Annotated in this window: 11 protein-coding genes; 4 read left to right on the top strand and 7 right to left on the bottom strand. The window is 40.5% G+C overall.

Annotated elements, in window-relative coordinates; all coding sequences use genetic code 11:
* Positions 1-24: 24 nt before the first annotated feature.
* From HMPREF0766_RS00275 to HMPREF0766_RS00265, 3 genes are read right to left on the bottom strand one after another with little or no spacing between them, the layout of a single operon-like run.
* The gene (locus tag HMPREF0766_RS00275; RefSeq protein WP_002992719.1) at positions 25-1,590 is read right to left on the bottom strand and encodes a DUF5123 domain-containing protein; all 1,566 of its coding nucleotides are present in this window, start codon (positions 1,588-1,590) and stop codon (positions 25-27) included.
* Positions 1,591-1,611: 21 nt separating this feature from the next.
* Entirely contained in the window at positions 1,612-3,384 is a 1,773-nt protein-coding gene (locus HMPREF0766_RS00270; protein ID WP_002992718.1) for a RagB/SusD family nutrient uptake outer membrane protein, read from the bottom strand.
* Positions 3,385-3,420: 36 nt separating this feature from the next.
* A complete protein-coding gene (locus HMPREF0766_RS00265) occupies positions 3,421-6,606 on the bottom strand; it encodes a SusC/RagA family TonB-linked outer membrane protein (protein WP_002992717.1) in 3,186 nt (1,061 codons plus the stop codon).
* 239 nt (positions 6,607-6,845) lie between these two features.
* Between HMPREF0766_RS00265 and HMPREF0766_RS00260 the strand changes: the two genes are divergently transcribed.
* Complete coding sequence (locus HMPREF0766_RS00260) at positions 6,846-7,856, top strand: LacI family DNA-binding transcriptional regulator (protein WP_002992716.1); 1,011 nt, start codon at positions 6,846-6,848, stop codon at positions 7,854-7,856.
* Positions 7,857-7,929: 73 nt separating this feature from the next.
* On the opposite strand, the gene HMPREF0766_RS00255 is transcribed toward HMPREF0766_RS00260, so the two are convergent.
* From HMPREF0766_RS00255 to HMPREF0766_RS00240, 4 genes are all read right to left on the bottom strand, one after another.
* Positions 7,930-9,570, bottom strand: coding sequence for an energy transducer TonB (locus HMPREF0766_RS00255; protein ID WP_002992715.1), 1,641 nt, complete (start codon positions 9,568-9,570; stop codon positions 7,930-7,932).
* 35 nt (positions 9,571-9,605) lie between these two features.
* Entirely contained in the window at positions 9,606-9,977 is a 372-nt protein-coding gene (locus HMPREF0766_RS00250) for a BlaI/MecI/CopY family transcriptional regulator (protein WP_002992713.1), read from the bottom strand.
* A gap of 154 nt (positions 9,978-10,131) precedes the next feature.
* Complete coding sequence (gene arfB, locus HMPREF0766_RS00245; protein ID WP_002992711.1) at positions 10,132-10,542, bottom strand: alternative ribosome rescue aminoacyl-tRNA hydrolase ArfB; 411 nt, start codon at positions 10,540-10,542, stop codon at positions 10,132-10,134.
* A gap of 32 nt (positions 10,543-10,574) precedes the next feature.
* Positions 10,575-11,288 carry a DUF1003 domain-containing protein gene (locus HMPREF0766_RS00240; RefSeq protein WP_002992709.1) on the bottom strand — a complete coding sequence of 238 codons (714 nt, stop codon included), beginning with the start codon at positions 11,286-11,288 and terminating at the stop codon, positions 10,575-10,577.
* A 273-nt stretch (positions 11,289-11,561) separates the two neighbouring features.
* Here HMPREF0766_RS00240 and bshA point away from each other — a divergent pair, with 273 nt between their 5' ends.
* The 3 genes from bshA to frr all read left to right on the top strand — a co-directional run bounded on the left by bshA (position 11,562) and on the right by frr (position 14,074).
* Positions 11,562-12,698 carry an N-acetyl-alpha-D-glucosaminyl L-malate synthase BshA gene (bshA, locus tag HMPREF0766_RS00235; protein ID WP_002992708.1) on the top strand — a complete coding sequence of 379 codons (1,137 nt, stop codon included), beginning with the start codon at positions 11,562-11,564 and terminating at the stop codon, positions 12,696-12,698.
* A 77-nt stretch (positions 12,699-12,775) separates the two neighbouring features.
* Positions 12,776-13,480 carry a UMP kinase gene (pyrH, locus tag HMPREF0766_RS00230; RefSeq protein ID WP_037459803.1) on the top strand — a complete coding sequence of 235 codons (705 nt, stop codon included), beginning with the start codon at positions 12,776-12,778 and terminating at the stop codon, positions 13,478-13,480.
* Between the two features lie 30 nt (positions 13,481-13,510).
* Positions 13,511-14,074, top strand: a complete 564-nt coding sequence (gene frr, locus HMPREF0766_RS00225; RefSeq protein ID WP_002992704.1) for a ribosome recycling factor — start codon at positions 13,511-13,513, stop codon at positions 14,072-14,074.
* Positions 14,075-14,117: the final 43 nt, after the last annotated feature.

Raw genomic sequence — 14,117 nt, 5'->3', positions numbered from 1 at the left:
TTATATGGATAACTAACTAAATCTCTATCTGATCCAGCGCGGATCTCCTATTCCATTTCCTTTGAGTGTATTGTTACTGATTGTAAAATCACCGTTTGCAGCATTTGCAAATCCCGGATCCAGGCTTGTACCATTTGCATCCACTTTAACAGTCCCTGATGAGGTAACCTGCAGACTTGTAGCATTGAAATAGTTATTTCCACTCAATGTCGTAATATTAGTCTGCGATTGATTGGCTAATAAACCTACTGTACCCGTAACTATATTTTTTGTAAATGAAATACTGTGATTTGCTGCCGGAATACGTACATAGAAAAATCTCCTGCTGGATGCATTGGCCAGTCCGACCAAAGTATTATTGCTCACCGAAATACTGACTCCACCAGCCGGATATACATTAGTGCCCGCCGCATCTATACGAATAAATTCCCGGTCGGCAACCCCATAAACCGTATTATTCGTAAAAGAGAGATTTAACGGAAAGCCGGTACGAAAATCAATAAACTCGCCACTGTTTCCATAATTGCGGAAAATATTATTATTCATCTTCAATGCTGCAACAGTACTTGATGAAGTTCCTGAGGTATTCATAATAATGACACCTGCTTTGTAATTCCGTATCTCGCTGCCTTCGATAATGATTTCCCCATATACCCCATTTCCGACAGTGATTGCATTATTCAGATTATTCCCTCCGTCAACAATTACATTTTGAAACTTCAACGCTGCTCCTGCGGATAACGTGAATCCGACATTATTCAATACAGGTTTTTCCGATACACGTGCAGCCACGATAGCTACAGGTTTGGATAATGCCAGTGATACACCGGTAGCTCCGACAAAATCATAGTTACCTCCCGTCAGCGCAAAAGTTTCCCCTCCTTTGGCAGATGCAATACCAGCTGTTAATTCTGCAACAGAAGTCACCAGAATAGCATCTCCTATATCTATCCCCGTTTTAAAGATCGCAGTACCTCTTGTTTTTGTTCCATTCAGCAATATCGCACTATAGCTTGTCTCCGGGATCAGGCCTTCAATCAATGCCGAACCTTTCGCTATCTCATTAGCCGTCAGTGTGCGTTGGATATTACCGGGAGAAAGACTTATACTGGTAACCGCAGCAGCGGCAGGCCAGCTCAATACCACAGACTTAGCTGTAATAGTGGTCAGATCCACCGGATTAAAAATCTGCTCAGATGCAGTCTTTAATGTTGTTGACACCCACTTCGAATCTTCCTTACCGGTCATAGTTCCCTTAACACGAATATGGTATTCCGTATCTCCGGACAGACCGGGAATAGTGTAAGGCAATTCGCTGATCTTAATATTTTCAATGGTCTTAAAAGGAGTTCCTTCAAAATTTGCACTTTCAGACAATTCAACCGTATAAGCCTCTGCATTGATCGCCTTTGTCCACGTCAATACGATAGAAGTCTTACCATCCAGAATAGCGGTTAAACCTACAGGTGAAAAAGACTGATCCGTATCCAGTGTTTTGATCACATCCAGAGCGTCTTTGGAACAACCCGATAAAGAGAGAGAAACTCCTAACAGCCCGTATATAGCGTATTTTTTTAAATGTACTTTCATAATATCTAATCTTTAAAACAGTTAGAAATTGTAACCACTATTTGTCAGTTGTCCGTTACTGGCCTCAATAAAGAACTGCCATATAGGCCAGAACTGCTGCAGATTCGGATCCCGAAGGAACATCGCGTCCCAGTAAGCGACCTGATCATTATCAGCAGCCAGCTTCCAGGTTTTAGATGTGCCGTATGTAGCTCCTATTGCATCCGTATCTCCGGATTCCAGACCATAAATTCCCACAGACTCACCATCTGCCAATGTTTTATAGTATATATTTTTAGGATAGCCTGCATATCTGCCCTGGCGGTTTTCCAGTAGTTGAAGCTTTTGTTTGGCTTCATTAAGCTTGGCAGAGAGCAGGTTCCAGCGGATCAGGTCTCCCTTTCTCAGCATCTCTCCTGTAAACTCTAAGGAGCGCTCGTCAACAATGGCATTAAAAAAGGCTTCTTTACTCACCGTTACAGCAGACATATATGCCGTTACTTTTTCGGGATGTGTCGGGAATGCACGATCCCGGATCATTTTGAGATATGCAGCAGCAGCCTGCGGACCATCCAGCTCATTTACCGCTTCTGCAGCCATGAGTACTACATCTGAATACCGCATATACATCCAGTTGAGCCCGTCATCATTGGTAGAAGTTACCACGCGCTTCATCCATTCATAACGGTACTTTCCAAAATACCACTTATTCAGATTTGTAGGTACCTGTTTGCCATTTGTCCACTCATAAGGCACCACAGATACAGCACGTCTTACATCATCCTTATCATACTCATACCACATAATCGGATTCGGACCATTGGTACCGCCTTTATTCTGCATAGTATATTTATCTGTAGTCGTATGTTTTACACCCAGATCAAACAATACACGCCCGCGGCCTTCAGAGAACGGGATCTCCCACATAGACTCTTTACCCGCCAGATTCGTTTCCTGACATAGTGTTCTGAACACTTCTTCAAAACCTAAAAGTCTCAATGTGCCGCTATTGATCACATCCAGACATTCTTCTTTCGCTATCTGATACATCTTTGTGCGTTCCAGATCCGGATCACGGCTCAGGCGCACCCCGTCGGCATGCTGTGCATATCCACCGGCAGCCAGCGCTATACGTGCGCGCAATCCCTTTGCAAATGCCTTATTCACCTTCTCTACAGACTGTGTCTTTGTATTGCCGTTAGGCCATGGAAGATAATTTTCGGCCTCTTTGAGATCGGCCAGTATTTGTTTGTAAATAATATCCCTGTCACTTCTCGGAACATACGTATTGGCAGATGTTAAAGGCTCAAATCGTGCCGGTACATCTCCCCATCCCTTTACAAGATCGTTGTAAACCACAGCACGCAAGACCAGCACTTCCCCAAGAATCTGAGCCAATTGTGCATTATTTTCAATATTTCCGTATGCACGCAATCCACGGATAGCCAGATTAGCACGCTCAATAGCCTCGTAAAATTTAGCCCAGGCATTATTGTCTGTATTCATCTGGGTATTATTTGCATTCGTCTGATAATTAGCTAACAGACTTTTTTCATCAGTCGTATTTTTCAGTGAATTTCCAACTTCATTATCGGTATTGATACCGTAATAAACAAGGTAACGCCCACGATATGAATTTGTCTCTCCGAATGACTGCAGGATTCCTGCTACTGCACCTTCTGCCAGTACAGGTGAAGAAAAAATAACAGACTCATCCATCGCTGACTGTACAGGTGCATCCAGAAGTTTATTACAAGACACCAGAGAAGTCCCCAATACTGCTGCAAATGCTATTTTATAAAATGTCTTTTTCATCTCTAAAATTTTTTGATCATTAATTGATATCAATCCTTAGAAGCTCAGATTTATCCCTACCACATACAAGCGACTTTTAGGATAAGCAGAGTAATCTACTCCCGGTGTAAGTGCAGATTGTCTTCTGGTAGATACTTCCGGATCAAAGCCACTGTAGTTTGTGATACGAAACAGATTATACCCTGTACCATATATACGCAGGTTCTTTACTTTGACCTTTTGTAGCAGTTCATTCGAAAATGTGTATCCCAATGTCAATGTACCCAACCGCAGGAACGAACCGTCTTCTACAGCCCAGTCACTGAAAATAAACTGTTTGGTAAGTGGCGACCACAGCGTTGTATTTGCATTCATGGCTGCCAGCTGAACAGGATCATTACTGATGGTTCCGTCAGGCAGCAGATTCGTCCAGCGCTGACCTTCTTCCATAATAGAGATCATATTACGGGAGTGATACTTACTGGTCTGGGTATATTCAATCTTATTGGCATTATAGATGTCATTCCCGAAGCTCCAGTTGAAAAGTGCTGTAAGATCAAAATTCTTATACCGTGTATTGATCGAGAAACCTCCGGTATGTTTAGGATTGGCATTACCAATAATCGTCTTATCACTTTCGTTTATTTTACCATCTCCATTCAGATCCTCCAGTTTCATAGATCCCGGACGAATCGTACCGATCACATCATTAGCTGTAGCAACTCCTTCTTTGAGTGTCCATATACCTTTTGCAGCATCGTATCCGGTAAAATCAGATACCTCATATCGGCCGGCTGACTTATAGCCATACATCTGGCCGACAGCAGCGCCCGGTTGCACCCAGTAATCCGACCCGATCTCTGTAGAAGCCCATCTCGAAGGCCAGTTAATCGCATTCAGAAGTCCCAGAGAATTAACACGGTTTCTGTTGAAACTAATATTTGCCGATACATTGAGATCAAAATCTTTAGATTTGACAGCAGCCCAGTTTAAAGCAACTTCAATACCTTTATTCTGCGTTTCTCCCATATTACGGTACTGGCTGTCATATCCCACTCCTGCAATAGGATAGTCTATCAGCAAATCTTTCGTTTTATTGAGATAAGCTTCTACTGTACCTGTTACACGACTATTAAATAAGCTAAAGTCTAATCCCAGATTTCGGGTAATAGTTGTTTCCCACTTCAGGTCCGGATTGGACATGATCTTGGAAGTAGACCAGAAACTGCTGTATCCGTTAATCCAGGAGGTAGGTGTTACGGTAAATGTAGGATCGATCTGTCCTGTAGGAATATTGTTATTACCTGCAGTACCATAACTCAGCCTTAGTTTCAGATCATTCAGCCAGGATTTTGAAGCATCCATAAACGCCTCATCAGAGATTCTCCATGCTCCGGAAACGGAAGGGAAATATCCCCACTTATTACCCGGACCAAATTTAGATGAACCATCAGCACGGAAGGTAGCGCTTAACAGATACTTTCCGCGAAAATCATAGTTAGCACGACCGAAGAAGGATAATAAAATATCATTTGCATTGAAAAAATTCTCGGTAGAAAATGGTTTACCCTGAGCGGTTAGTTTTCGGCTTTGATCAAAAGTAAAGGTCGACGGAAATCCGTGAACCGTATTTGTCAATGCATTGGATTTCGTAAAAATATATTCCTGACCCAACAGTACATTCAGATTGTGATCCTTATTCAGCAGGCTTTTGAAATCATAGTTCAGGGTATTCGCCGTCCGGATAGATTGCCGGGATATCTTAGACAAGATCACAGCAGGCAGATTTTGATTCTTATCTTCAGGAGTATTTCGCACATAGTAGGTCGTTTTACCATAAAAACGATCATTGGAATTGTTTCCGTCATCAAAGGTAAAATCAGTCTTGAATCGGAGATTATCCACGATCTCCCAACCTATACTACCATTTAAATTGTAACTGCGACGCTTCTGAAGCTGATCATTGTCAGCGATAAAAGTCAGCGGATCAAATAAATTAAAGCCCTCATCAGTCTCTTCCGAATCCGTTAAGCCCTGCACAGGGATACCGGGATATACCATTACCGCTTTCAAACGCGAATCTGCAGACGATTTTTCATTCTGCTCATTAGCACCTCCCCCGTCAATCTTCATATCCGAAAAACGGAAACCAAGATCCAGTGTTACGCGCTTATGCAGCTTATGATTGAGCTTAAAATTGATATTCTGGCGATTGTATCCTGAAGACACCATAATAGCCTTATCCTTGATAAAATTATGACTAAAGCTGTACTTCGTCTTCTCACCACCGCCACTCAGACTCACATTCTGATTAAAAGTATTACCTGTACGACCAAATACAATATCCTGCCAGTCATTCGTTGCCACTCCGTCATAGAGGTCTATATCCTGAAAGTTGCCAAAATATTTGGTATAGGTATCGATACTCCTGGTCAGTAAAGCACGTTCATACTGCCACCTGGCATAGTCCAGCGGCTGCAATACATCCAGCGTATTTGCAATATTACGAACACCGCCAAAAGCATTGTAACTCACAGAAAATTTACCTGTTTTGCTGGTCTTCGTCGTCACAATAATAACCCCATTCGCACCTCTGGAACCATAGATCGCAGTTGAAGATGCATCCTTGAGGACATCAATAGATTCGATATCCGACGGTGCAATATCAGCGATAGTCGTTACCGGGAATCCGTCCACAATGTAGAGTGGCGAGTTATCTCCTGTGATAGAGCCCCCACCCCGTACACGCACCGTCATTTCGGCATCCGGGGAACCTTCCGTACTGGAAATATTCACACCGGAAAGACGCCCTTGTATAGCTTCCAAAGCCGATGCGACCGGAGCTTTAGAGATGACATCCGCATTCACGGACGCCACAGCACCTGTCAGATCCTTTTTCTTGACAACGCCATACCCCACATTGACGGTCACTTCTTCCAGTGCATTCGTCACAGTCTGCAGAGAGATGTTGAGAGTTGACTCGGTTTTGAAGGGTACGGATTGTGTGGTATACCCCACATAGGAAAATTGAAGTGTCCCGCCCTGAACCGGCACATTAATTTTAAAATTCCCCTTATTGTCAGAACTGGTACTGACATTGGTACCAAGAACTTTTATACTGACGCCGGATAACGTTTGCCCCGAGTCTGCAGCCTTGATTGTACCTTGCAATTGTCTGTTCTGGGCAAAAGAAACCCCTATCGACAGACAAAAAGCAGTTAATAGCATAAGCACTTTACTCATAAGTGATTAGTTTGAATTAATAGATGTTATTATTTTTTTAATAAGAAGAAGGCAATTAGTTACGGTTATCTGTCTAATTCTTATAATCGGTTATCATATCACAAAAATGCGAAGTAAATTCCAGTAGAAGCCGTTTTTGAACCAAAAGTTATGCAATCGTTCCCGACATCGATTGCGGTCAGAAAATACGAAATCCCATTTTGCCGTAATCTTGCCAACATTGCTTATATTTGTTAGGAATGAAATTTGAAAACTATACGATCAAGGATATTGCTCAGGCACTTAATCTATCTACTTCTACAGTCTCCAGAGCACTAAGAGATAGCTATGAAATTAGTCCGGAAACTAAGAAAATCGTATTAGAGTATGCCGAAAAAGTTAACTACCGTGCCAACCCTATAGCCAGAAGTCTCAAAGAAAAAAGAAGCTATTCTATCGGGATTGTACTCAGTGAAATTGCAAACAATTTTTTCTCTCAGGTCATTAACGGCGTAGAGTCTGTTGCCTATCAGAAAAATTATAATGTGATGATCTCCCAGACCCATGAATCGGCTGAAAGAGAAAAACTCAATGTAGAATATCTGAGTTCCAGATCCGTAGATGGATTGCTGATCGCCTTAGCTTCCGAGACAGAAGATATCTCGTACCTAAGAAAACTATATGAAAGAGGATTTCCTATCGTATTCTTTGACCGGGTGCCGGAGGATTTCGATACGTTCAAGGTCATTGTCAACAATTATAAAGGAGCTTTTGCGGCCACAGAACAATTGATCCTGTCCGGAAAAAGAAAAATTGCACATCTCAACAATGCCAAAAATCTTTCTATTACACGGGAACGGTTAAAAGGCTATCAGGATGCATTGAAAAAATACCACATCCCGTTTAATGAGGATCTGGTAAAACATTGTTTGTACGGAGGTATGAACCTCAATGAACTGGAAAATGTTGTAGATGAACTTTTAGAACAGAATTTCGATGCCATATTTATATCAGGAGACCGTCTGTCTACCGGTTTCTTAATGGCTTTGAAATCTAAAAATCCCGAACTGGCTAATAAAATTGCGATATCAGGCTTTACCAATTCAAATGTCGTGAGTCTTTTCTCCCCGACTATGAATGTTGTCAGACAACCTGCGGTAGAGATGGGTAAAATAGCAACAGAACTGCTTATCAAAATGATAGAATCCAATTACCCAATTGAGGAATTTGAAACTATTACACTACAGACCGAATTAATCAAGGCCAACTAAAAATAAAAGCCACTACCATAAAAAATCCCGATACAATTCGATTGTATCGGGATTTTTTCAGCTAAGCACAAATTTAGTCCACTGTATTGAGTTGTATTGGCAGCGTATACATTACCCTGACCGGTCTCCCGTTTTGAACCCCGGGAGTCCATTTCTGATTGTATTTTTTTAACACAGCCAGTCCAGCTTCACCTGTTCCATATCCCAGGTCTTGTGCGATTTTGAAATCTGTCAGTGAACCATCTTTCTCCACGACAAAAGTGAGTAGTATTTTACCATTTACACCTGATTTCACGGCTTCACTTGGATACTGATAATTATTCCCGATAAACATCATAAATTTCTGAAAACCTTCTGTCGGCTCCGGACCTTTTTCAACTTTCGTTAAAACTATATACTCATCCGGAGGGCTAGGTACACCTGCTTTTGGAGAAATATCCCGCTGTTCTGTTTCGGTATTTTGTGCGGCGCTGGCAGCCGCTAATCTCAAAGGAATTGTATAAGCAACTCTTACCGTTTTACCATTATTTAATCCCGGCTTCCATTTCTCCGCCATTTTAAGTACTCGTATAGCTTCCTCTCCTGTACCATAGCCCATATCTTTTGTAATCTTAAAATTTGACAGAGACCCATCTTTTTCAACAATAAAGGCAATATTTACAAGCCCTGTTACTTTATTGTCAACAGCAGCTTTTGGATAGACATAGTTTTGTCCTATAAATGTCATAAAGGCTTTCATACCCCCCGGAGGCTCAGGAAGAACTTCGGCAGTCTTTACGACCGGTTCTTGCTGTTGCGCAGGTTTATCATACTGTAAATCTACCGCTTGTTGCTGCAGACCAGACGCATCTGGTAGAGGAAGATGCACATCCATTACCTTAGATACCAGATCTGTCTTGACAACATCTGATGTCTTATTAAAAGCTAATGCTGTAACGCCTAAGCCAACGGTTAAAGGAAGTAGCAACACGTATTTTATCCTATTGATGGATTTTGATCTGTTCTGAAATAACATCATAATTCTTTTCTTTAAAAATGATTGATTAGAAAACTCATGAAACATTACATGAGCAGGCACACTCATTGCGTTCGCTACCAATACTTCCGCATAGGAACGCTTGTCCTGTCCGGAGCAGATTTGATCAGCAATGCATTCGTGCTGAAATTTTAATTCCTTAATATAAAAGTATAGTACAGGGTTGAACCAGTTGAAAATGCGGACAATCTCTACAAACAGGATATCGTAAGTATGTCGTTGTTTCACGTGGACATCTTCATGTGCATAGATCAGAGAAGCATTTGCGACTGCATCACCAACATAGATCTGTTGCAAAAACGAAAAAGACATGTTCGGATTTTGCTTTTTGAATAATCTGAAAATACGCAGTAATCTGATTAGAAAATAAACAACGGCCACAGCTACAGTTATCCAGTACACCACAGTCATGCTGAATGTGAAAGGTTTAGGATTCAACACAATGACGTCTCCCTGCACAGCGATCATATTCATTTTGATTACAGGAATAATATCGGCGGCATATACGCTATCGGAAAAATCCATAAACTGCAGTGCTGGTACAATCAGGGAAACTAATAATGCTCCTATCAGATAAACTCTGTTCCACTGAAAAAAAGTAAGTTTTCTTAGCAGCAGGTAGTACAACATATACAATACAAGCATACTGCAATTGGCCATGATCAGGTAAGTCATCATAATACTTTTGTTTATAATAATGTAGATCCGCTTGGTTATTTTTTCTGTTTGGCGATTATCTCCAACAATTCATTTACATCTTTCAGATTCAGTTTATCCTCTTCAAGAAAGAAGGACAACATACTCTTCGCTGAATTATCGAAATAATTGTTCAACAATTTACCCGTAATTACTTTCTTATACTCTTCTTTGGAAATCTTAGGCAGATATTGATGACTCTTGCCATAGGATTTGTGCATCAGGAAACCCTTGGTTTCCAATATCCGCACGATAGTAGACACGGTATTATATGCAGGCTTCGGTTCCGGAAGGCGTTCGATAACGTCTTTTACAAATCCGCCATTTATCTCCCAAACCTCATGCATAATTTGTTCTTCTGCTTTTGTAAGTTCTTTGATTTCGTCCATAACTCTATGAATAATAAGACAATATTGCCAGTAATCGATTATAAAACAAGTTTAAAACTAAAAAAATAGTTTTACAACTAATTTTTTAGTTTTATTCATAACAAACTGAATATCAATAAAATAAATTTAAAAAAGAATTTTATTGTATCAACGATTAGTCATCAAATTTCTTGCTTCTGGATTTTTTTAGTTCAGACTGTCTCTTCTTCCTGTCCAGACGGTCAACGACTTTAGAATAAGGGATTCTCGTTTTTTTTCTGGCTTTAACTGGTATTAGCGCCGTGTCTACAATGGTCAGAAACCGCTGAATTGCGATTTCTTTATTTTTCAGCTGAGAGCGGTCATTATCACTTTCCAACTGCAATACTCCATCTTTATTAATTCGATTAGAGAGCGCATGAAAAAGAATAGCTTTTTGATCCTCAGAAAAAACTGTACTCCCGGCCACATCCCACTGCAGAAGTACCTTGGAAGATACCTTGTTGACATGCTGACCTCCGGCACCACCGGATCTGGAAAATTTGAATACAAGCTCTGTAAGCAGAATCTCTTTATTAGCTATCATTACACAAAAATAGAAAGTTTAACAGGCAGTTCCTATTTATTCAGTTTGCTTTCAAGTTTATCGATCTTTTCAATCAGATTTTTAATAACATCCACCTGAAACTGCTGCATTTCTACCAGCTCTTGTTCCTTATGGATAATCAGATGATCGATCTTCTCATGCAGTGCACGGATTTCAAGTTCAGCTTTCAGATTGACCATATAATCGTTCTTAGCCCTTTCACGGTCCTTCTCCTCCTGCCTGTTCTGACTCATCATAATCACAGGAGCCTGCAATGCTGCTATACAGGACAGGATCAGATTGAGTAAAATAAATGGATAAGGGTCAAAACCTTTGTTACTTAACCAGTATATATTCAGCAAAATCCACAAAATCAGAAAAGCAATGAAAGAAAGAATAAATGTCCAGCTTCCACCAAACTCAGCAACTTTGTCTGAGACTTTATCTCCAAAATTCATGGTATCCTGTTCCTGATCTAGAGACGCAGATATAAGCTCATTATTCTTCAGACTATCCAGTACCATCTGATCAAGTTGCGTGAGCTCTCCGATTTCCTTTTTAAGAATAGAAGACAGATATTTTTCTTTATAATAATCCAATTCACCTGTAGACAAGCATTTATCACGGTCAAATCCCTGATGATCTTCCTGAATCAATTGCACAATTGCATTTCTGAGAGTAGAGCCAAGCACCTTATCTCTTATAGGATACGGATTGCCTGAAAGATCGCTGACGAATGTTTTCATATATAATTTACTTTTCAATAGGCATCCACTAACCGGCAGATGCAGTTTATACGTGTAAGCGTTCATTCAGACACACATACATGTTTCATAAACAGATAAAATAATATCCCAATTTACATAATAAATCCTGTTAGCAAGTGGATTATATATTTACTATTTTAATCTATAGACCCGATTTACGTTACGATCTCAAAAATTTTGCAGAATTATGGCAATTAAGTTATCCTCTCCTGTCCAAAATAATCTTTAATTTGCATCAGATAAATTTTGAACATGAAAATAGGAATAGTTTGTTACCCTACATTTGGAGGAAGTGGTGTGGTTGCTACAGAATTAGGTAAAGCTCTGGCCGCAAATGGTCATGAGATACACTTTATTACATACCGTCAACCTGCCCGTCTGGATTTTTTCTCTGAGAATCTGTTCTATCATGAGGTTGCCGTATCACAATATCCACTCTTTGATTTCTTACCATACGAATCTGCCCTTGCCAGTAAACTGGTAGATGTCGTCAGGTTCGAAAATCTCGATGTACTACACGTACACTATGCTATTCCACATGCTTCAGCAGCCTTTATGGCAAAGCAGATCCTGGCCACTTATGGTATTAATATACCTGTCATTACGACCCTGCATGGTACGGACATTACCCTGGTAGGTAAAGATAAAAGCTTCAGCCCTGTCGTGACCTTCTCTATCAACCAGTCTGATGGTGTAACTGCAGTATCTGAAAATCTAAAGTCACAAACACTGGAATACTTTGATATCAATAAAGATATTCAGGTCATTCCTAATTTTATTGATCTGGAAAGATTCAGCAATAAAGATCGTTCACACTTCAAAAAAGCTATTGCTCCTTCTGATGAGCGTATCCTAATACACACATCCAATTTCCGTAAAGTAAAGAAGACAGATGATGTGATTCGAATCTTTCAGAAAGTTAATGAAAAAATCCCAAGCAAACTGCTCATGGTAGGCGACGGACCGGAAAGAAGAAACGCGGAAGAATTATCCCGTCAGCTCAATGTATGTCAGGATGTACGTTTCTTAGGTAAACAGGATGCTATTGAAGAAATACTTTCCGTTTCCGATCTGTTTTTGATGCCGTCCAGCTCCGAAAGTTTCGGACTGGCAGCCCTGGAAGCTATGGCCTGTAAAGTGCCTGTCATCTCGACCAATACCGGAGGTCTGCCGGAACTGAATGTCAATGGTGTGACCGGATATCTCAGTGACGTAGGTAATGTGGACGAAATGGCCGCAAATGCCATCAGCGTACTGGAAGACTGTGACAGACTTCTACAGTTTAAAGAGGCCGCACTCAACCGCGCTAAAGACTTCCAGCTGAGCAATATTATGCCCAAATATGAGAGTTACTACAATGAAGTAATTGAGAAGGTCAAAAAAGGTTGATTTTCTTCAAACAGGCAATAAAGGGATTAAAAAAATTATCATATCTTTGGCTTTTGGAAAACTTCCAAAAGAAAATCATGAAATATAAACGCATCCTACTCAAACTCAGCGGAGAAGCCTTAATGGGCGAACAGAATTACGGCATCGACATTCACCGTGTCAGACAATATGCCAATGACATCAAAGAAATCCATAGCCTGGGTATGGAAATCGCAATCGTTATTGGAGGAGGTAATATCTACAGAGGATTAAGTGCTGAAAAATCTGGTATGGATCGTGTTCAGGCAGATTACATGGGAATGCTGGCAACAGTGATCAACAGTATGGCTCTTCAGGATGCACTTGAAAAAGTCGAGTTAAAAACACGTCTTCTTACAGCGATCAAGATGGAACAGATCTGTGAACCTTTTATTCGCAGAAGAGCAGTAAGACATCTGGAAAAAGGAAGAATTGTCATCTTCGGAGCTGGTACTGGAAATCCGTACTTCACAACAGATACAGCAGCTTCATTAAGAGCTATCGAAATCAATGCAGATGCAGTACTGAAAGGTACACGTGTAGACGGTATATACACAGCAGATCCTGAAAAAGATCCTTCAGCCACCCGTTTTGACGAGATTTCTTTCACCGAAGTTTACGAAAGAGGATTGAATGTGATGGATATGACAGCATTCACACTTTGTCAGGAAAACAACCTGCCTATCATTGTATTCGATATGAACAAAGAAGGCAACCTGAAAAAACTGGCTAACGGAGAACACGTAGGAACTGTTGTCCGCTAATAATACATAAGAAAATATAACAAACATAATATGAACGAACTGATTTCTCTTCAACTTGATGACTGTAAGGATTCAATGACTAAAGCAGTATCATTCGCGGAGTCTGAATTGACAAAAATCCGTGCAGGTAAAGCATCCCCGTCTATGTTAGATGGTATTTCTGTAGATTATTACGGAAGCCCTACCCCATTAGCACAAGTAAGTAATGTCAATACCACAGATGCACGCACAATTGTTATCCAACCTTGGGAAAAATCATTGATAAGTGCTATCGAAAAAGCAATTATTGACTCTAATCTGGGTCTTAATCCACAAAATGACGGTATTGTAATTCGTCTGGTAGTACCGGCATTAACTGAAGAAAGAAGACGTGACCTTGTAAAAAAAGCGAAAGAAGAAGCTGAAAAAGGACGTATAGCTATTCGTAACATCCGTAAGGATACAAACGAGTCTATCAAAAAACTTAAAAATGACGGTGCTTCAGAAGATGAAATTAAAGTTGGTGAAGCTGAAGTACAGAAACTAACAGATAGTTTCATCGTACAGGTAGATAAACTGGCCGAATTGAAAGAAAAAGATATTATGACTGTCTAAGTCCTGATATTTCAGATAATGAGAGCCCTTAAAATTAAGGGCT

This window comes from Sphingobacterium spiritivorum ATCC 33861, assembly GCF_000143765.1.
Taxonomy (GTDB): Bacteria; Bacteroidota; Bacteroidia; order Sphingobacteriales; family Sphingobacteriaceae; genus Sphingobacterium; species Sphingobacterium spiritivorum.
The sequence above is the reverse complement of the archived record's forward strand: the minus strand, read 5'-3'. Positions and strand labels throughout refer to the sequence as shown.